The sequence below is a fragment of the Kutzneria sp. CA-103260 genome, assembly GCF_018263855.1.
In the GTDB taxonomy this organism is placed as follows: Bacteria; Actinomycetota; Actinomycetes; order Mycobacteriales; family Pseudonocardiaceae; genus Kutzneria.
Map to the genome: position 1 here is coordinate 861,081 of NZ_CP073318.1, position 18,000 is coordinate 879,080.

Annotated in this window: 14 protein-coding genes; 4 read left to right on the plus strand and 10 right to left on the minus strand. The window is 71.1% G+C overall.

Going from position 1 to position 18,000, the window contains the following annotated elements; genetic code table 11:
• Nucleotides 1-27: 27 nt before the first annotated feature.
• The 10 genes from JJ691_RS03695 to JJ691_RS03740 are packed head-to-tail and all read right to left on the minus strand — an operon-like array spanning nucleotide 28 to nucleotide 11,123.
• Complete coding sequence (locus JJ691_RS03695) at nucleotides 28-399, minus strand: hypothetical protein (protein ID WP_211767389.1); 372 nt, start codon at nucleotides 397-399, stop codon at nucleotides 28-30.
• 12 nt (nucleotides 400-411) lie between these two features.
• The gene (locus JJ691_RS03700; RefSeq protein WP_211767390.1) at nucleotides 412-1,305 is read right to left on the minus strand and encodes a hypothetical protein; all 894 of its coding nucleotides are present in this window, start codon (nucleotides 1,303-1,305) and stop codon (nucleotides 412-414) included.
• Nucleotides 1,290-1,904: a nitroreductase family protein gene (locus JJ691_RS03705; RefSeq protein ID WP_211767391.1), complete on the minus strand. Its 615-nt coding sequence runs from the start codon at nucleotides 1,902-1,904 to the stop codon at nucleotides 1,290-1,292. The genes JJ691_RS03700 and JJ691_RS03705 overlap by 16 nt, the downstream gene beginning before the upstream one ends.
• Complete coding sequence (locus tag JJ691_RS03710) at nucleotides 1,901-2,881, minus strand: ScbA/BarX family gamma-butyrolactone biosynthesis protein (RefSeq protein WP_211767392.1); 981 nt, start codon at nucleotides 2,879-2,881, stop codon at nucleotides 1,901-1,903. Before JJ691_RS03710 ends, JJ691_RS03705 begins: the two co-directional genes overlap by 4 nt.
• 15 nt (nucleotides 2,882-2,896) lie before the next feature.
• Nucleotides 2,897-3,838 (minus strand): nucleoside-diphosphate kinase, encoded by a 942-nt coding sequence (locus JJ691_RS03715; RefSeq protein ID WP_211767393.1) that lies wholly within the window; start codon nucleotides 3,836-3,838, stop codon nucleotides 2,897-2,899.
• Nucleotides 3,838-4,896 (minus strand): SDR family oxidoreductase, encoded by a 1,059-nt coding sequence (locus JJ691_RS03720; RefSeq protein ID WP_211767394.1) that lies wholly within the window; start codon nucleotides 4,894-4,896, stop codon nucleotides 3,838-3,840. Before JJ691_RS03720 ends, JJ691_RS03715 begins: the two co-directional genes overlap by 1 nt.
• Nucleotides 4,893-5,165, minus strand: a complete 273-nt coding sequence (locus JJ691_RS03725) for an acyl carrier protein (RefSeq protein ID WP_211767395.1) — start codon at nucleotides 5,163-5,165, stop codon at nucleotides 4,893-4,895. The genes JJ691_RS03720 and JJ691_RS03725 overlap by 4 nt, the downstream gene beginning before the upstream one ends.
• Before the next feature lie 11 nt (nucleotides 5,166-5,176).
• Complete coding sequence (locus JJ691_RS03730) at nucleotides 5,177-6,799, minus strand: hypothetical protein (protein WP_211767396.1); 1,623 nt, start codon at nucleotides 6,797-6,799, stop codon at nucleotides 5,177-5,179.
• Nucleotides 6,796-8,475, minus strand: coding sequence for an AMP-binding protein (locus tag JJ691_RS03735; RefSeq protein ID WP_211767397.1), 1,680 nt, complete (start codon nucleotides 8,473-8,475; stop codon nucleotides 6,796-6,798). The genes JJ691_RS03730 and JJ691_RS03735 overlap by 4 nt, the downstream gene beginning before the upstream one ends.
• Nucleotides 8,472-11,123 (minus strand): phosphoenolpyruvate synthase, encoded by a 2,652-nt coding sequence (locus tag JJ691_RS03740; protein WP_211767398.1) that lies wholly within the window; start codon nucleotides 11,121-11,123, stop codon nucleotides 8,472-8,474. The genes JJ691_RS03735 and JJ691_RS03740 overlap by 4 nt, the downstream gene beginning before the upstream one ends.
• A 169-nt stretch (nucleotides 11,124-11,292) precedes the next feature.
• Here JJ691_RS03740 and JJ691_RS03745 point away from each other — a divergent pair, with 169 nt between their 5' ends.
• From JJ691_RS03745 to JJ691_RS03760, 4 genes are read left to right on the plus strand one after another with little or no spacing between them, the layout of a single operon-like run.
• Nucleotides 11,293-12,558 carry a glycosyltransferase gene (locus JJ691_RS03745; protein WP_256449362.1) on the plus strand — a complete coding sequence of 422 codons (1,266 nt, stop codon included), beginning with the start codon at nucleotides 11,293-11,295 and terminating at the stop codon, nucleotides 12,556-12,558.
• Complete coding sequence (locus JJ691_RS03750) at nucleotides 12,555-13,856, plus strand: cytochrome P450 (protein ID WP_211767400.1); 1,302 nt, start codon at nucleotides 12,555-12,557, stop codon at nucleotides 13,854-13,856. Before JJ691_RS03745 ends, JJ691_RS03750 begins: the two co-directional genes overlap by 4 nt.
• Nucleotides 13,853-16,801: a non-ribosomal peptide synthetase gene (locus tag JJ691_RS03755; RefSeq protein ID WP_211767401.1), complete on the plus strand. Its 2,949-nt coding sequence runs from the start codon at nucleotides 13,853-13,855 to the stop codon at nucleotides 16,799-16,801. The genes JJ691_RS03750 and JJ691_RS03755 overlap by 4 nt, the downstream gene beginning before the upstream one ends.
• A complete protein-coding gene (locus JJ691_RS03760) occupies nucleotides 16,798-18,000 on the plus strand; it encodes an amidohydrolase family protein (RefSeq protein WP_211767402.1) in 1,203 nt (400 codons plus the stop codon). The genes JJ691_RS03755 and JJ691_RS03760 overlap by 4 nt, the downstream gene beginning before the upstream one ends.

The window sequence follows — 18,000 nt, forward strand, 5'->3', positions numbered from 1 at the left end:
ACCCACAGTTTCGGCCAGACTGCACGTTTAACCGATTCTTGTGGCACCCCCGGTACGCTCGAAACGGCAGGAGCCCTTCGAGCGCACCGGGGGTAACCACACGTGAGGATCACGCAGGAACAGCGGCGTCAGACCGAGGAGCGGATCCGCACGGCCATGGCGGCGCTGCTGGCCGGTGACCTGCCGCTCGGCGGCAAGTGCGACGTCCGAACGTTGGCGAGGGTCGCTCAGGTCGGTCGGGGCGCGCTGTACACCACGTACGCGCATCTCCGGGAAGAGTTCGAACGCCAGCGCGAGCTGGTGGAACCGGTCGGGCGCATCGAGATCCTGGAGTCGCAGGTAGCGAGCCTGAGTCGGCGAATGGTCCGCTACGACAGCGAGATCGCCGAGCTGAGGCACGCGCTGCGACGGCTAGAAACCCACGACGGCCTGCACGGTCAGTCCAGCGCACAGCACGACCACGAAGCCGACGGCGGTGCCCCTGGGCCAGTTCCGGCGGCCCGGACCCCAGTACCGCCACGCGCCGACCAGCGGGAACACTGCGGCCAGGGTGGGAAGTAGTGCCACCGGAACGGGTAGGAGCGGCAGCACCAGCGCGAGATCCAGTCCGACGGCCACCAGGGCCAGCGCCAGCGTCCAGGCCGCACTGCCGTGCACACCAAGGACTTGCGAGTACAGCCGCTCGTCGGTCCCACCCTGTCTGGTCTTTCGGGCAAACTCCAGGTGTACGAAAACGCAGGCGTACAACACGAGCAGTCCGATCAACACGGCATTCGGCCGCACCTGTCCGGTGCCGTACAGGGACACGCACAGGTAGACGTTGATCAGCGCCTGGATCGGCAGGGCGGCGGCCAGGTTGAGCAGGATGTCCTCGCGCACGGCCGGAAACGCCGTCTCGGCTGCCCACAGCACCAAGCCGTACGCCAGCACCACGGCCACCGCCACCGCCGAAAGCGGCGACACCAAAGCGTTGAGCCCCAACAACACCGCGGCGATCACGGTCATGGCCGTCCGTAGCTCGCCGGTGGTGATCGCGCCGGTGACCAGCGGTCGGTCCGGGTTGTGCACGACGTCGTAGTCGAAGTCCTTCTGCTCGTCCAGCATCCGCATGAACAGCAGCGTCAGCACCACGGTCGCGAACCGCGCGGCCGTGGCCCAGGAGGGCGACCACGGGCCGGAACCGGCCAGCAGCACAGCGGTTCCCTCGAACGACACCGTCCACAGTAGACCGTAGGTCAGGTGCAGTCCCAGCGGGAACATCACCTGTACGAACCGTGCCAGCCGCCCGATCACTCCCACCGCCACGTGTTGTGCGCGATCACGTCAGCCACCGGCCCGCGCTTGGGCGGCTTCGGCGGCGAGCTCAGGTGGCCGACGACCACCAGCGCCACCTGGGTCACCCGGTCGTACGGAATGCCCAGCAGCTGGGCCACTTCCCGCTCGTACGCCAGGTGCACGGTGGTCAGCGCGGTGCCCAGGCCGCGGCCGCGGGCGGCCAGCATGAATCCCCACAGCGCCGGATAGACCGACCCGAAGAAGCTGGACTGCTTGGCCGGCAAGGCATCCGGGCCCAGCCGCCCCAGCTGGCAGGCCAACACCAGCGCTGGGGCCTCGTGCAACCGCTCGGCCAGCGCCGTCCCCGACCGACCCATCGGGGTGTCGGCCAGGTCGCTGCCGGCCAGGTATTCCCGGAACGCCCGCCGGTAGTGCTCGGCGACCCCGGCCTTCACGGCGGGATCGTCGAGCAGCAGGAAGCGCCAGTTCTGCCGGTTGGCGCCGTTCGGGGCGTGACAGGCGAGGTCCAGGCATTCCATCAGCAGCGCCGGGTCGACCGGCCGGGAGAAGTCCAGACCACGCCGCACCGTGCGCGTCGTGGTCAGGACCTCGTGCAGCGAGTCGGTCACGCCGAGGCCACCAGGGCCATCGGAACCTGGTCGAACTCGGCCGAGTCGGCCGGCACGGCCACCAGGCCCAGCTGGGCTTCCAGCACGCACCGGCCGGCCTGCACGACCTTCGCGGGCACCCGCACCGCCTCCACCGGCCGGGGGCCGGAGAAGTCGGTGACGCAGTGCGCGGGCAGGTCGAACTCGGCGAACTCCCGGAACCGCGCCGACAGCGTGTCCAGCCGCCAGCCCGCGCCCAGCGTCGCCAGCGCCAGCTGCCGGCACGCCTCCACCTCCAGCATGCCGGGCAGGTGGTCCAGCGGATGGTCGAACAGGCTGGGGTGGGTGGTGTCGGCGATCAGCACCGCCAGCGGGCCGCCCTCCTCGTCCATGCGCGGCTCGGAGATCACGACGTTCAGCGGCGACCGGCGGTTGACCAGCTCGGCGGCCGCTCGCGGCGGAACCGGGCAGGCGGTCGGCGTCGGCCTGAGACCGAGGCTCTCCCGGGACTTCGTGCGCAGCGCCTCGTGTTCCGCGGCGGTGATCCAGGAGGCGTTGATCTCGCACTCCACCGCGATGCCGCCGTCGATCACCACCTGGAAGGCCATCAGCATCCCGGCCAGCGCCCGCTCCCGATTGCGTAGCCGCCGTTTCACGGTCGCGTGCACCACGGCCTCGGTCGGCGTCTCGCCGAAGGCCAGCCGGTCGGCGTCGGCCACCCGCAGGTTCACGTCGCGCAGGATGAAGTTGCGGCCCATCGGCACGTCGTGGAACAGGTGGGCCACCACGTAGTAGGACTGCCGGCAGGCCTCCAGGAAGAACATCGGGTCGTGCCCGCCGGTCGGCCGCCGGACATCGCTGTACAGGCCGTGGTGGCGGGGCACCTGCACCGCGATCCGGAACTCGTCGGCCGACACCGGCTCGGCCGCGGTGGTGAACACCTCGGCCACCGCGACCCGGTGCACCACGGCCTTGTCCAGCGTGCGCGAGAAATCCATGGTCGGTCCTTCCGTTCAGCGACCGGCGGCGGCCGGCTGCCAGTCGGCCGCGGTCACCGCGGCGATCACCGGCTCAAAGGTCTTGTCCTTCATCGGGAACACGGTCGATCCCACGACGGTCACGTCCCAGGGATCGAGCGCGAGCCCGTGTCGCCACACCGTTCTGAGCAGCGCACGAAGTCCCTCATCTCCTGGTACGGCAAGGGAAGTCTGCAACTCACCCTGCGCCGGCCCGGTCACCCGCCCGGCCTGCGCCCGCAGCCGTTCCGCGGCCGGCTCGAACGACAGGTCCCGCGCCGGCGCGGCGGCGTACAGCTTCTCGGCCAGCGCCCGGGCCCGCGCGCTGTTGTCCACGCCGGCCAGCGCTTCCCGCAGCACCTCGCCGCGCGTCGCATAGTCCAGGTGCACGCCGAGTTCTCGGATCACGTCGGCCGGCTCGTCGGCGGTGTGCACGAGGTTGAGCAGGAAGGAGAACTTGCCCAGTTCGTAACGGAGTTCGCCGGGCCGGCGGCGGTCGGGGTCGGTCGGCCCCTTGAGCTCGGTCAGCAGCGTGGACACCGGCCGGTCGGTGCCGTCTTTGCGGATCACCAGCAGCAGCGCGGGAACCGTCATCGTGAACAGGTCGGCGATGCGGCGGCGATAGGCCGTGGCCAGGTTCCACTGAAAGTACCACAGGGACCGGACCACGGTTGGTGTCAGCGGTGCCTTGGTCGCCGCCACGACGGTGAAACCGCTGCGGGCCAACCAGTCCACTGTGGTCAGCAGCTGGCGCGACACCACCGCGTCCGGCTTGAGTAGCAGCAAACCGTGCCGGTAAGCGAAGTCCTCCGGGTCGGTGGTCAGTTCGGCCAGCTGATCCAGGGATTCCTGGAAGTACGTGTCGGCACCGAACAGCTCGCGCTTGCGGTCGTTGCGGCTCAACGACTCCGACAGCACCGGGCCGTGCATGCCCCGCATCAGTTCCCCCTCAGCCCGGCCAGCACCTGGTCCACGTCCGGCAGCGGCGTGCCGAGATAACCAGCCTTCACCGCGTGCTCCAGCAGCCGGCGCAGGAAGGCCTGGCCGGTGGCGGGCGGCTTTGTCGTCATGAAGCGTTCGGTTTCCTTGCGGTCAAAGGTGATCCGCCGGCGGAAGTAGCTCTCGTAGAGCACGACCACCTTGTCGTGGTAGGCCCGTTCGCTGGCCGGCAGCCGCTGCGGGTCGAACGCTGTGGGCGAGACGAACCGGGGTACGTGGAAGGACGGGAACTCGGCCAGCACATCGGAAAAATCACGCAGGCTCAGGCCGCCGCCGACGGCGTGGAAGGTCCGCCCCTCGGCCTCGCCGAACCGGTCGACCGTCGCGGTGACCACGTCGGCGACGTGATCGACCGGCACCAGGTCCAGCATGGCGTCGAAGTGGCCGGGAACGGACCGGACCCGGCCCTGGGTGGTCAGTTTCAGCACCACGTAGATGTTCTTGAAGTCGCGGACCACGCCGGTGCGGGCCGCGCCGACGACGATGCTCGGACGCACCGCCGCCACCGGCAAGCCGTCGGCAGAAGCCTTGCGCACCAACGTTTCCGCACGCAGCTTGCTCTCTTCGTAGTGGTTGCCCATCCGTTGCCCGACGTCCAGCTCGCTCTCGGCGATGGTGCCCGAGCGCTCGCCGCACACGTAGGCCGTGCCCACGTGCACCAGGGGAGTGGCGTGCGTACGGGCCAGCTCGATCACGTGCCGCGTGCCGTCCACATTGACCTGCTGGTACAGCGCCTCGGGCCGGCCGAAGTCGGTGATCGCCGCGCAGTGCACGATGTGGTCGACGCGGCCGGGCAGTTCCAGGCCGAGCCCCGGCTTCGTGACATCGCCGTTGACCAGCCGCAGGCGGTCCTTGGGCGCACGCAGCGGGCGGCCGTTGTTGCCGATCAGCTCCGGAACGCGGTGCACGACCCCGAGCACGTCGTGCCCGGCGGCCAGCAGCCGCGCCACCACCTCGGCCCCGACCAGGCCGGACGCCCCGGTCACCAGGACGGTCATCGGACCGCCCCCAAATCCCCGGCCCCCAGATCCCCGGCCGCCAGTTGTTCGGCCACCAGGTCGACGACGTCGCCGACGGTGGTCACCGCGGCCAGCCGGCTCTCGTCCAGGGCGGCCAGGGCGAAGTGCCGCTCCAGCGCGATGGACAGCTCGATCAGCCGCACCGAGTCGTAGGCGAGGTCGGCGACCAGGCGGGTGTCGGCGCGCAGCTCGGCGCGCGGGCTCGGCGCCATCGCGGCCACGATGGCGTGCACCTCGGTGTTGGTCATGTCGATCCCCTTCAGGCCACGTGCGGCTGGCGGCCGCCGCTGGTCAACAGGTCGCGGGCCTCGTCGATGGGCAGGTCGGCGTCCAGGTAGGCGCCCAGCCGCAGCCAGTCGTAGCCGATGGCCAGGGTCTGCTCCCAGGCCCGCGTGGAGTCGAACGAGGAGGGGAACACCAGCGAGCCGGTGGCCGTGCGGGTGAGGGCGACCAGCCGTTTCAGGTCCGCCAGCAACGACTTCGCCTGCTCGGGGCTGCCCAGCTCGGAAGTGTCGATGGACGCCGCCAGGGCGCGGATCGGCTGCACTTCTTCGGGCAGCAGCCGCAGCCGCCGCACGACGTCGGAGTCGGGCGGCAGCGGGTTCACGCCGTACGCGCTGAGCAGGCCGCGGGCGCACACCAGCAGCACCCGGTGGGCCGACAGCTGCGCAACCCGCCACTGGCCGCGGGCGACCGCGCCGGACAGGTCTTCCAGCACGTTCTCGATCAGCACGTTGGACCACATCAGGTTCATCGCGGCGGCCCCGAACCGGGTCGCCGGCAGCGGCACCAGCTCCACCGCGCGGTCATCCCCGACCTCGGCCCCGTGCAGCTGGACCGACGGCCGTGCCCGGCTGGGCGGCGGGCTGATCGGGCCGGTGGGCGCGCCGAGCGGCAGGGCGGGGGAGACCGTGCCGCCGCCCCGCCAGGCCAGCCGGACCAGGCCCAGCCGCAGGAAGTCGGCGACCAGCTCACCGGGGTCGTCCACGGCAGTCACCGCGGCGAGGGTGTCCGGCAGCGAGCGGCCGAACACGATCGAGCGCCACATCCGGCCGGCCGTCGAGCCCAATGCGAAGACGTCCCGCTTGTCCCGCACCACGTGCACGCGATCGCCGGTCTGCCAGGTGGTGACGCCGGCGACCCGCTCCACGCTGAGCTGGCCGACGCCGCCGGCACAGCCCGTGACGCCGAGGTCGTCGGTCAACTGTATGCAGTCGCTCAGATACTGCTGGCCGGATCCTTCCGAAAGTGACCAGTAGCGCGCGGCCGTCTCCGCGTCGCCGATCCGATCCAGCTGCATCGACAGCCACTTGGGCTCCAGGTACGTCTCGCCCTGCCGGGCCGCCCACGCCTTGACCGCCTGCACCAGCCCGGACCGGGCCCACGCGGCGGCCTCCTCGTGCTGGCCCAGCGCCCCCAGCGCGATGGCCTGCCGCGCCGACTGCCGGGCGTAGTGCCCCCACCAGCGGGCCATCACCCCGGCGAACTCGTCGGCCGGCAGCATGGCCTTCACCTTGGCCACCAAGGCATCGCCGCGGATCACGTGGCTGCCGAGCAGCCGCTGGCACCGGTTGAGCAGATCCTCGTGCAGCGTGGACACCCGCCGCGCGGCCTTGGCCCGCAGCTCGGCGAACTGGGCGGCGATCTGGCCGGTGGTGCGGGTGCGCACCTCGACCCGGCGGCCGTCCACGAACAGGATCGACGGCATGGTCGGCAGCTCGCCGTCGTCCTCGGCGATCAGCAGGAAGTCGACGTCCGAGGACGGGTTGCCGAAGCACTCGGCGATCGAGCCCTCCAGCACCATCGCCCAGTCCGGCGCGGCGGCCACCTGCTCCAGGGTCTGCTCGGCGATCCGCCGCAGCTGGTCCTCGGACAGAATCATCGACTTCCTCCAGCCGCTTCGTGTTCCGGCAGCAGCACTTGTGCGTCCTTGGGCAGCCCGCCGGCCAGCAGCGAGCCGAGCAGCGCCCGCCGCGGCTTGCCGCTGGTGGTCCGGGCGACCAGTCCGCTGCGCCCGCTGACCACGGTGACCGCGACGTCCTGGCCCAGCCGCGCCGTCAGCGCCTTGCGGGCCGTCGGCACCCAGTCGCCCGGCGCGGACTCGGCCAGCAGCGCGACCCGCGCGCCGCCGGCTGTCGGGGCGCTGACCACCGCGAATCGGTTGCGGGCCAAGCCTGTTTCCTGCGCCACGGCCGCCTCCAGGTCCTCGACGTAGACGCTGCGTCCGCGCACTTTGAGGCTGTCGCCCATCCGTCCCAGCACGAACAGTTGGCCGTCGTGCAGGAAACCGGCGTCCCCGGTGCGCAGCTCGGCCCCGGCGAACCGGGTCGAGCCACCGGCCCGGCCGGCGTGGTATCCGTCCACAACGGATGGTCCGGTGACGGCGATCTCCCCGAGATACCGGGCCGGCAACGGGTTGCCCTCGTCGTCCAGGATCCGCACGGCGAAGCCGTCGCGCGGCCGGCCGCAGCCGACCACCCAGCCGGCACGGTCGCCCGGCAGCTCCTCGCCGACGCGACCCAGCCCGGTGATCGTCACCGGCTGGCCCGCGCCGAGCGTGGCCACCTCCGGCCGCACGGCCAGGGGCGCGATGTCTCCGCAGTGGGCCGTCACCGCCAGGGTTGCCTCGGCCAGCCCGTAGGCGGTGCGATACGCGCCGCGTCGGAAACCGGCAGGTTCGGTCAGTCGCGCGAAGTGGGCCAGCACCTCGGGGTCGATCAGCTCCGCGCCGACGATCAGGTTGCGCCAGCCGGACAGGTCAAGGTGTTCGATCTGCTCGGGCCGCACCCGCCGCACCGTGTAGTCCAGCGCGAACGGCGGGGCGGCGGTGTGCTGGGCGACGGCCATGCATTCCAGCCACCGCAACGGTTCCCGGATGAACTGGTTGGGCCGCATCAGCCACAGGTCGCACTGGGCGGTGATCGGCGTCAGCAGGCAGCCGATCAGTCCCATGTCGTGGTAGAGCGGCAGCCACGACGCCGTGACGTCGCCGTCCCGCCAGTCCAGCCAGTCCCGGATCAATGCGATGTTCGCAGCCAGGTTGGCCCAGGTCACCCGGGCCCCGCGCGGCGAGCCGCTGGAGCCGGAGGTGAACTGCAACAGCGCCAGCTCGCCCGGTTCCACCTGCGCCGCCTCGGTTTCCGCCTCGCGCAGCGTCCACGGCTCGCCGGCCAACCCGGCCTCGGTCATGGCCCGCGCGGTGATCGGGGCCAGGTCGGGCGAGGTCACGGCCAGCCGCGGCGCGGCCTGGGCCAGCACGGCGGCGACGTGCGCGGCGTAGCCGTCCTCGGCGGTGAACGTGGGCGGGCTGATCAGGCACGGCGTCGCGCCGGCCACCCACACCCCGAAAAACGCCGCCAGGGCGTCGAATCCGGTCGGCACGAGCACGCAGACCACATCGCCCGGCCGCACGCCGTCCTCGATCAGCGCGGCAGCCACCCGCCGCGCCGAGCGGGCGATCTCCGGGTACTCCCGCAGTTCCCAGTCGGCGCCGGCGATCCGCACGCCGCGGCCGGCCCGTGGCTCGCTCAGCCAGCCGGTCAGTTCTTTCGCCGTCACGACACGGGTTCCTGTTCGCGCTCGTCGCTCAGCACCAGCACTTCGCCGGTGGAGCCGTCGATCCGCACCCGCATGCCGCTGCGCAGCTCACGGGTGATGTCCTTGATCTGCACCACGGTCGGCACCCGCAGTTCCCGGGCCACGATCGCCACGTGGGTCAGCGGGCTGCCGCGCTCGATCACCAGCCCGGCCGACGACGCGAGCGCGGCCACCCAGCCGGGGTCGGTGCGGTAGGCGACGAGGATGCCGCCGTTGACCTGCTCCGGCTTGTCGGTGACGACGGCCTCGCCCTCGGCGATTCCCGGGCACGACGGCGTGCCCCGGAAGTGCTTGCGCCCCTTGCGGTCGTCGCTGTCCAGCACCCAGCCGCCGGCCGGCAGGTTGCCGTTCCAGTAGGCCGCGCCGCGCGTGGTGAACCGGGACGGCGCGCGTAGACGCTCGTCGGCCTGGCGCTGCGCCTTGCGCATCGCCACCAGTTCGGGCAGTTCGGTGTGCGAGATCGTGCCCTCGAACGCGCCGCGCACCTCTTCCATGCGCAGCTGGAACACGTCGGTCCACTCGTTGATCGCGCCCATGGCCGCCAGGTCCCGGCCCATGGCCCGCAGCATGCGCTTGGCCGAGCCGAAGGCGCGGGTGCGGCAGAACCGCAGGCGTTCCCGGTTGGCCAGGCTGGTCCGCGTCTTGCGGCGCACCAGCTCGTAGACCCAGCGGCGCGGGCCGCGCAGGTGCGCGTCCAGGTACTCCTGGGCGCTGTCCGCCTGCGGGGAAACGCTTTCCGGCAGCGCGTCGCGCAGCATCGTGAACAGCATCGCCGGGTCCTCGCGCAGGTCCGGCACCTCCAGCTTCAGCTCGTCCGGGCTGCGGTAGCCGTACTTGGCCACGTACCGGTCGATCTCGGCCAGGAGTTGGCGGTGTCCGTCGTCCTCCAGGGCCTTCCGGGTCCGCTCCGGCGGCGTGGTGGTGACCAGCTCGGTCAGCGCCGGGTCGGCCCGCACGGTCGCGGCCAGCTCGGCCAGGGCCAGCGCCGGCTCGGCCGACTCGATGCCGGCCCCCGGGTTGACCACCGCCCAGTTGAACCACTCCGGCGCATCGGGCAACCATTTCCGGGTCAAGAGGTACAGTCCGCCGAACGACAGCAGGATGGTCGCGTCCAGTGTCATCATCGGGCCCCACTTCTCCAGCAGGTCCCGTTCCAGCTCCCGGAATCGGCGATACGTCGCCGCTCCTGTCATCGCGTCGTAGTCCTCGTTGTCGAATACCTCGTAGGCCCGGTAGAAGTCGGCAATGAACCGGTCGACCGCGCGGCCCATGGTGAAGAACCGGCGGGTGAATTCACATTTCTGAACAATACTGGACAGTCGTCGGCCCGTTTTTGTGCGGAATGTGAACGGATACAGGGTGTCGGCCAACTCCGGGTCCACCGACTCCTCGACGCCTAGTGATACTTCCAGAACCCGCCGGGTCAGCGGGTAGGCCGGCGCCAGTCGCACCATTCGGTACCAGTGCAGCAGGTTGTAATAGACCCGGCCATGGAAATATCCGAGCATCGACGGCAGCCAGTCGTCCATCTGGCGCAGCTGCGCGGCCGGCACCCGCAGCGCCTTGGCGTAGCCGCGGTAGACCTTGGCGTAGGCGTCGGCGGCGAACGAGTAGGTCAGCGGCGAGGTGATGCCGCTGAAGCTCTCGATGATGTTGGAGTTGTCCCAGATCCGCAGCTCGCCCCCGGTGAAGGCGGCAGCGCTGGCGGTGACCGGCCGGCTCTGCAGCAGCCACAGGCGGCCGTCGGCGTCGATCGCCCACTCCACGTCCTGCGGCGCGCCGTACACGTGCTCGACGTGCAGTGCGAGGTCGCGCAGCCCGGCGAGATCGGCCTCGGCCAGCGCGGGCCGGGCCCGCAGTTGTTCGGGCACCTCGTGGACGCCGTCCGCGTCCAGCCGCTGAGCCTTGTCCCCGATGACGGTGTCGAGGACCTGGCCGGTGTCCTTGCGCAGGGTCACGGTGTCGGCGTCGACCGCGCCCGACACCAGCGACTCGCCCAGCCCGTACACCGCGCTGACCACGCATTCGTCCTGGTCGCCGGTGAGCGGGTTGATCGTGAACAGCACCCCGCTGCGCTCGGCGTCGACCATGCGCTGCACCACCACGGCCATCGCCCCGACCTCGACCGGACCGCCGTTGGCCAGCCGGTAGGTCAGCGAACGGGCGCTGAAGGCCGACGCCCAGCAGGCCAGCACCGCCTCCCGGACCGCGGCCGATCCCCGCACGTTGAGGCGGGTGGCGAACTGCCCGGCGAACGACATCGAGTCGCCGTCCTCGTCCACGCCGGAGGACCGCACCGCGACCCGGCCGCCGCCGACGGCCCGGTACGCCCGCTCGATCTCGGCCTCGACGTCGGCGTCCAGCCGTGTGTCGAAAATCAGTTCGGATATGTCGGAGCTGACCTGGTCAACGGTGTTTATCGAGACATCCTGCAATCGTTCGTGTATGGTTTGCCGCAGTCCGGATTCGAGCATTCGGGCGAACAGGTCCGATCCCAGCACCGCCCACTCCGGCACGGGCAGGCCGTTTTCGCTGAGCACGTGCAGGCTGCGGCCCTTGCCGCCGGCCAGTCGCCCGGCCTCGTCGCTACTGCTGTGTGAAGTGATCACGGATGCTCTTTCCAGTGGGTGCGCGAGGGCGTCTCGTCAACCGGTGTTAAACCTGTTTGCCATACCTTTGCCTAGGGAAAGACCTAGTTGTCGCCGGTCCGGATCCGGTGGTACGACTGGATGTGTTTCGGGGGAATATTCACCCAATACGAGACTGACTGGGGTCCTTATGCGGGTATTGGTGGTGGCCGTGGGGACGCGCGGCGACGTCGCCCCCTACACCGGTCTGGCCGCGCCGTTCGCCGCGCGGGGGCACGAGGTGGCGATCGCTGCCTACGGCCCGTTCGCCGAGCTGGTCACCACCGCCGGGGCCGAGTTCCTGGCGCTGCCGGGCGATCCGCGGGACGCCAACTCCTGGGCCCAGCTCCAGCACGGCGGCAAGGTCGGCACCGGGCCGTTCGGGCTGGCCCGGCTGATGTCCATGATGACCGACGAGATGGTGGCGCTGGCCGAGGCGATTCGCCGGTCCGCCAACGACTTCGGCGCCGACGTGCTGCTGCTGTCCATGCCGGCGACGCTGGGCTACCACGTCGCCGAGCACCTGGACCGACCCAGCATGGGTGTCTTCCTGCAACCGGCCTTCCCAACCGCCGAGCACCCGCCGTCCCTGCTGGGGTTCGGCCGGTCGCTGGGCCCGGTGGGCAACCGGGTGGCCGGCCAGGTCGTGGTCGGCACGATGGGCCTGATCTTCGCCCGGGCCATCAGAACCGTGCGGGCCCGGTTGGGCTTGCCGGCGCTGAGCTCGGCCGAGGTGACCCGGGTGATGTCGGCGTGGCCGGTGCAGCACGGGTACAGCCCGACCCTGCTGCCGCGGCCCCGGGACTGGCGGCCGGAGCTGGACGTGGCCGGATTCCTGTGGCCTGCGGTGGATCCCGGCTGGCAACCGTCAGCCGAGCTGACGGCTTTCCTCGACGACGGGCCGCCGCCGGTGTACGTGGGTTTCGGCAGTCGGGTGTTCGGCGACGCGCCGCGCCTGAGCCGCCTGGTCGACGACGCCCTGGCGATGGCCGGTGTGCGCGGGGTGATCCAGGCCGGCTGGTCGGACCTGCGGGCCCGGTCGAACCGGTCGATCACCATCGGCGAGGCCCCACATTCCTGGCTGTTCCCCAAGATGTCCGCGCTGGTGCACCACGCCGGCGCCGGCACGACCGCCGCCGGGGTGCTCGCCGGTCGCCCCACCGTCGGCGTGCCCGTAGTCGCCGACCAGCCGTTCTGGGCCGGGCGGCTGGCGATGCTCGGCGTCGGCCCCCGGCCGGTGCCGCACCGCAAGCTCACCGCCGAGCGCCTGGGTGCGGCCATCCGTGCTGCCGTCGAACACCGGCCCTACCGCGACCGGGCGCTGGAGCTCGCCGGTCAGTTGCGGGCCGAGGACGGCGCGGGCCGGGTGGTCGCCGCCGTGGAACGGCTCGTGCGGACCACCGAGGAGTCGCGATGAATCCCCTGCGGGAACTGAAGATCGGCCTCAAGACGCTGGCCATGCGGTCCTTCGTGCGCGGGCTCACGCTGACCCGCGACCCGGTGGCCACGGTCCTCGGCCGCACCGCGCTGGCTGATCCTTACCCGCACTATGAACGGATTCGGGCGCGCGGCGAGGTGAGCCGGCACCTGGTCGGCCTCTACCTCACGGCCGGGCACGGCACCGCCAAGTCGGTGCTGCGTGATCCCCGGTTCGGCGTCGAGCCGGCGGTCGATCACGTCGGCGTGGACTGGAACATCGACGCGGGCGACGCCGAACGGCTGGCCCACCCGATGGAGCAGTCCATCCTCACCATGAACCCGCCCGAGCACACCAGGTTGCGGCGCCTGGTCGCCCCGTGGTTCACGGCGTCGGCGCTGCGCGAGTTCACCCCGCGAGCGCAGGAGATCGTCGACAACGCGCTGGACGACCTGGTCGCGCGGCCCCGGTTCGACCTGGTCACCGACTACGCCAGCCGAGTGCCGGTCGAGGTGATCAGCGCCCTGCTGGACATCCCCGCCGCCGACCGGTTCCAGTTCGCGCGCTGGGGCAGCGTGCTGGCCGGCACCCTCGACGGCATCCGCACCCTGAGCGAGCGCCGCGCGGTGCACCGGACCGTCTCCGAGATGACGGAGTTCCTGAGCTATCTGTTGGCCCGCCGCCGAATCGGCCACGGTGACGACTTAGTGAGCAGGTTGGCCCACACCGAGCCCGGCGAGGGTGGCGTGCGGGAGTTGGTCGCGCTGGTCGGCTTGTTGCTGGTCGCCGGCTTCGAGACCACCGTGAACGCTATCGGCAGCGGTGCGTTGCGGCTGATGGGTGACACCGAGCTGCGGGCCGCTTTGCTGGACGACTCGGAGCTGGCGGCGCCGATCGTCGAGGAGACGCTGCGGCTGGAGCCGCCGGTCCAGTTCACCCTACGTAAGGCTTTGGAGCCGGTGGAGGTGGCCGGGCAGGAGTTGGCCCCGGGCGCGATGCTCGTGGTGCTGCTCGCTGGCGCGAACCGCGATCCGCTGATGTTCCCTGATCCCACACGCTTCGACCCGACCCGGGCGAATGTGCGGGAACACCTCGCCTTCTCCGTCGGCGCGCACTACTGCCTCGGCGCCGGCCTGGCCCGGATCACCGCCACTGCCGCCCTGGACGGCTTGTTCCGGCGGCGGCCCGACCTGGCCCCGGCGGGGACCGTGCGCTACAAGCAGACCCGCAACATCCGTGGCTGCTCGGCCATTCCGGTCGAGGCCGCGGGCGCGCGGATTTCCCTTGGACGGTCATGACAACCACGGAAACCGCCTTCGCGCGGCGGCTCGCCGTCAGCGACAAGCTGAGCCACCTCGTGCTGCCGCCGCGGATGACCGCCATGGTCAACACCTTCGTCGAGGGTGTCGGCCGAATCGACCTGGCCCGGCTGTCCGAGGCCGTTTCCCTTGCCGCGCAGGCGTGTCCCGGAATGCGGCTGGCGCTGACTCCGGAGGAGCCGGTGTGGCGAGACACCGGTGTCGCGCCCCAGGTTCGGGTCGTGAACGCCGCGTCGTTCACCTTGGACGCGCCCTGGGTCAGCGAGGGCCTGGTGACGGAAGGCGGTCCCACGTCTGAGGTCGTGCTGATCGACGGTCCTGACCCGACAGTGCTGTTCCGGGCACACCACGCCGTCGCCGACGGGATCGGCGTCCGGACCTGGATTCTCGACGTGTTCCGGGCCCTGCGCGGGGAATCTCCCGTCGGAGCCGACGATGCGCGCAACATCGACGAGCTGGTGGCCGAACTGCCCGTGCCCGACGGTGAACCGGAGCCGCTGGAGCCGGAGCCGTCCCTGCTGCCCCGGCCGGCCGAGTTCACCGAGCGCCGGCACTTCTGGCGTCGGCGCACCGTTCCCGGCAACCACCCCGCCGCGGTAGCCAAGGTCGCCGCCGCGCTCACCGCCTTTGGCGGCGTGGAGCAGGGTGTGTTCTGGGTGCCGGTGGACCTGCGCCGGCACGTGCCGGGGCTGCGGTCGACAGCCAACCTGGTCCGGATCGTCCCGCTGCGGACCTGGTGGGGTGAGAGCTGGGAACAGGTGCAGGACCGGTTGTTGGCCACGCTGTCCGACAACTGCGAGCTGCTTCAGCAACTGGACTTCGACGACCTGGCCGCGGCCCCGCTGGCGGCAGTCCTGGAGTTCTTCGACAGCAACGAGCAGGAGGCCGTCCGGATCACCGCGGACCGCTACGGCGGCAGCGCCGCGGTCTCGCACGTGGGCCGGTACACGACGGCCGAGGTGTCCACCGAGTCGTTCGAGGCGACGACTGTGTACGGTCTACCGAGCCAGGGTTACGCCGGTTTCCCGCTGTTCGACATCACCGAGTTCGACGGCCGCACCGAGATCGTGGCCACCTGGTACGACGGGCCCGGCCTGACGGACCGGGTCGACTCGTTGCTCGACGCCATCGCCGAAGCCTTGGCCCCAGCTGCTTTCCGACAGTGGCCCGGCAACAACACCCAGCGCGACCTGCCGGCGTCGCCAACGCTGACCACCCTGTTCGCCGAGCAGGTGGCGCGGACTCCGGACGCGGTGGCGCTCGACGGCCCGCAGGGGCCCATGACCTACGCGGAGCTGGATCGCCAAGCTGCCTCCGTGGCGGCGGTGCTGCTCGCAGGCGGCGTGCGGCCGGACACCGTGGTCGGCATCGTCGCCGACCGAACCCCGTCCACCATCGCCGCCATCTGGGGCGTGTTGAAGGCTGGGGCTGCCTTTCTCCCGCTGGATCCCCGTCACCCGGACAGCCGGCTCCACGAGCTCCTTGTCGATGCCGACGCCCGGTTCTGCCTGGCTTCGCAAGGCAATGCCGACCGGGTCGCCGGCTTCGACGTGGTCGTCCTCGACTCGGTGCCCGACGCGCCCGCGCCGCCGGACAGTGTCGAGCCCGGTGACTTGGCGTACCTGATCTACACCTCCGGTTCGACCGGGCGGCCCAAGGGCGTGCAGATCGAGCACCGCGGCATCGTCAACTACAGCCTCTGGGCCGCGCGGGCCTATGGCTTCGACCACACCATCCGGATTCCGCTGATCGCGCCGATGTCGTTCGACTGGATGTGCAACACCCTGTTCCCGCCGCTGCTGGCCGGGGCGACGGTGGTGCTGGTGCCCGAGGAGCCCGATCACGTTGTGCTGCGCCGCATGCTCACCGAGTCCGGCGCGAACGCGGCCTCGCTGACCCCCGTGCACCTGGACCTACTGTCCACAATGGACGTAAAACCGTCCGGCTACAAGTTCGTGGTCTCCTGCGGCGAGGCGCTGTCCGTCGATCTCGCCGCACGGGTCCAGGAGTTGTTCGGCTGCCGGGTCATCAACGCCTACGGGCCCACCGAGGCCACCGTCGCCTGCACCGCCGCCGTCTACCGGGGCGAGACCGGGCCCGGCAACCTCACCATCGGTGTACCCGGCGACAACACCCAGGTCTTCCTGCTCGACGGGCACCGCCGGCACGTGGCCCCGGGCGACATCGGCGAGATCTTCCTGGCCGGGACCCAACTCGCCCGCGGCTACCACCGCCGGCCCGACCTCACCCGCGACCGCTTCGTCTGCCTCGCCGACGGCACTCGTGCCTACCGCACCGGCGACCTCGGCCGCCTCCGGCCTGACGGCACCCTGGAGTGCCTGGGCCGGGTCGACCGCCAGATCAAGGTCAACGGCTTCCGCGTCGAACCGGACGAGGTCGCCCGCGCTCTGGAACGCCATCCCGGCGTCCGGGCGGCCGTGGTCACCGGGGTGCGGCGCGGGCGGGGACAGGTGCTGTGCGGGTACGCCGTCGCCGAGGCGGATCCCGTGCTGCTACGGGAGTTCCTGGCCGGCTTGTTGCCCGCGCACATGGTGCCGGCGGTGATCACCGTGCTGCCGGAGCTGCCGGTCAGCCGGAACGGGAAGGTGGATGTCGGCGCACTGCCGGATCCCTTCGCGAGCGAGCGGGTTAAAGGCGGCGGCGAGGCCGTGGCTGTCGGTGACACCGCCGCGGTGGCCGGGATCTGGGCCCGGGTGCTCGACCTCGACCCGTCCGCCATCGCCGGCGACTCCGACTTCACGCAGCTCGGCGGCACCTCCGTGGCCATGATCCAGATGGTCGCGGCGGTGTGCGCCGAGGTGGTCGGGCCGGCCGGCGAGCCGGCGTTCATGCGCCGGCTGCCCGAGATCATCGCCGCGCCGACGCTGGCCGCGGTGTGCGCACTCGCGGAGGAGACACGGTGAACTTCGAGCTGGACGACGTCCGGATCTTCGACGGCGAGCGGGTGATCGGCAACGGCCGGGTGCGGGTGCGCGACGGCGTGATCACTAAGGTGGCCGAGCGGCCCGGGGCGCCGACCCACACCCTGCTGCCGGGGCTGATCGACGCCCACACCCACGTCTTCGGCTGGGCGGACAACCTCCGGCAGGCGCTGGCCTACGGCGTCACCACCGAGCTGGACATGTTCGCCTACCCGCCGTCGCTGGCCAACGAGCTCTGCGGCGCGTCGGAGAAAGCCACCGACATGGCCGAGCTGTTCAGCGCCGGCACCGTGGTCAGCCCGCCCGGCGGCTACGGCAGCGTGGTCATGCCGGACATGCCCACCCTGGCCGGTCCCCACGACGCCGAAGCCTTTGTCGCCGCCCGGATTGCCGAGGGCTCGCGCTACGTCAAAGTCGTCATCGACAACGGCGCGAACCATGGCATCTCCGTGCCCACACTGGATCTGGACACGATCAAGGCCGTCGCCGACGCCGCGCGGGCCCGAGGCAGACGGACCGTCGCGCACATCCACGACGCGGTCGGGGTGCGGTTGGCCCTGAGAGCCGGGGTGGATGCCGTTACCCACGTGCCGCTGTCCGAAGTTCTCGATGACGACATCGTGCGCCTGGCCAGCAGTCACGTGTTCATCCCGACGTTGGCCACCATGGAAATGACCGTCGGCGCACCGGGCGGCCGCGACCTGGCCCGTGATCCACGGCTGAACCTGCCGGAGCGGTTGCGGGCGGCGATCGGGGAGAGCCACGACAGCCTGGCGGGTGTCCACTTGGGACCGGACGCCGACTTCGCCAACGCCCTGGAGAGTGTACGACGCCTGCACGAAGCCGGCGTGGTGCTGCTGGTCGGCACCGACGCCGACGACGCGCCGCTCAGGCCGGCCCCGGTGGTGCACGGGGCGAGCATCCACCGTGAGCTCGAACTGTTGGTCATGGCCGGCCTCAACCCGGTGCAGGCATTGACCGCGGCCACCGCCGGCCCGGCTGTCCACTTCGGACTCGAAGACCGTGGACTGATCCGGCCGGGGCGGCGGGCCGACCTGTTGCTCGTCGCGGGCGACCCGACCGAGGAGATCACCGCCACCAGGGACATCGCCGCCGTCTGGCGCCAGGGCGTGCCCTGCGACCGGGACAAAGCCCTGGCCGGCCAACAAGATGTGGAGTGA

Coding starts and splice junctions, on each gene's coding strand:
- JJ691_RS03725 (WP_211767395.1), bottom strand. CDS start 5,165: ATGACCAACACCGAGGTGCACGCCATCGTGGCCGCGATGGCGCCGAGC.
- JJ691_RS03730 (WP_211767396.1), bottom strand. CDS start 6,799: ATGATTCTGTCCGAGGACCAGCTGCGGCGGATCGCCGAGCAGACCCTG.
- JJ691_RS03750 (WP_211767400.1), top strand. CDS start 12,555: ATGAATCCCCTGCGGGAACTGAAGATCGGCCTCAAGACGCTGGCCATG.
- JJ691_RS03710 (WP_211767392.1), bottom strand. CDS start 2,881: ATGGATTTCTCGCGCACGCTGGACAAGGCCGTGGTGCACCGGGTCGCG.
- JJ691_RS03720 (WP_211767394.1), bottom strand. CDS start 4,896: ATGACCGTCCTGGTGACCGGGGCGTCCGGCCTGGTCGGGGCCGAGGTG.
- JJ691_RS03755 (WP_211767401.1), top strand. CDS start 13,853: ATGACAACCACGGAAACCGCCTTCGCGCGGCGGCTCGCCGTCAGCGAC.
- JJ691_RS03715 (WP_211767393.1), bottom strand. CDS start 3,838: ATGCGGGGCATGCACGGCCCGGTGCTGTCGGAGTCGTTGAGCCGCAAC.
- JJ691_RS03745 (WP_256449362.1), top strand. CDS start 11,293: ATGCGGGTATTGGTGGTGGCCGTGGGGACGCGCGGCGACGTCGCCCCC.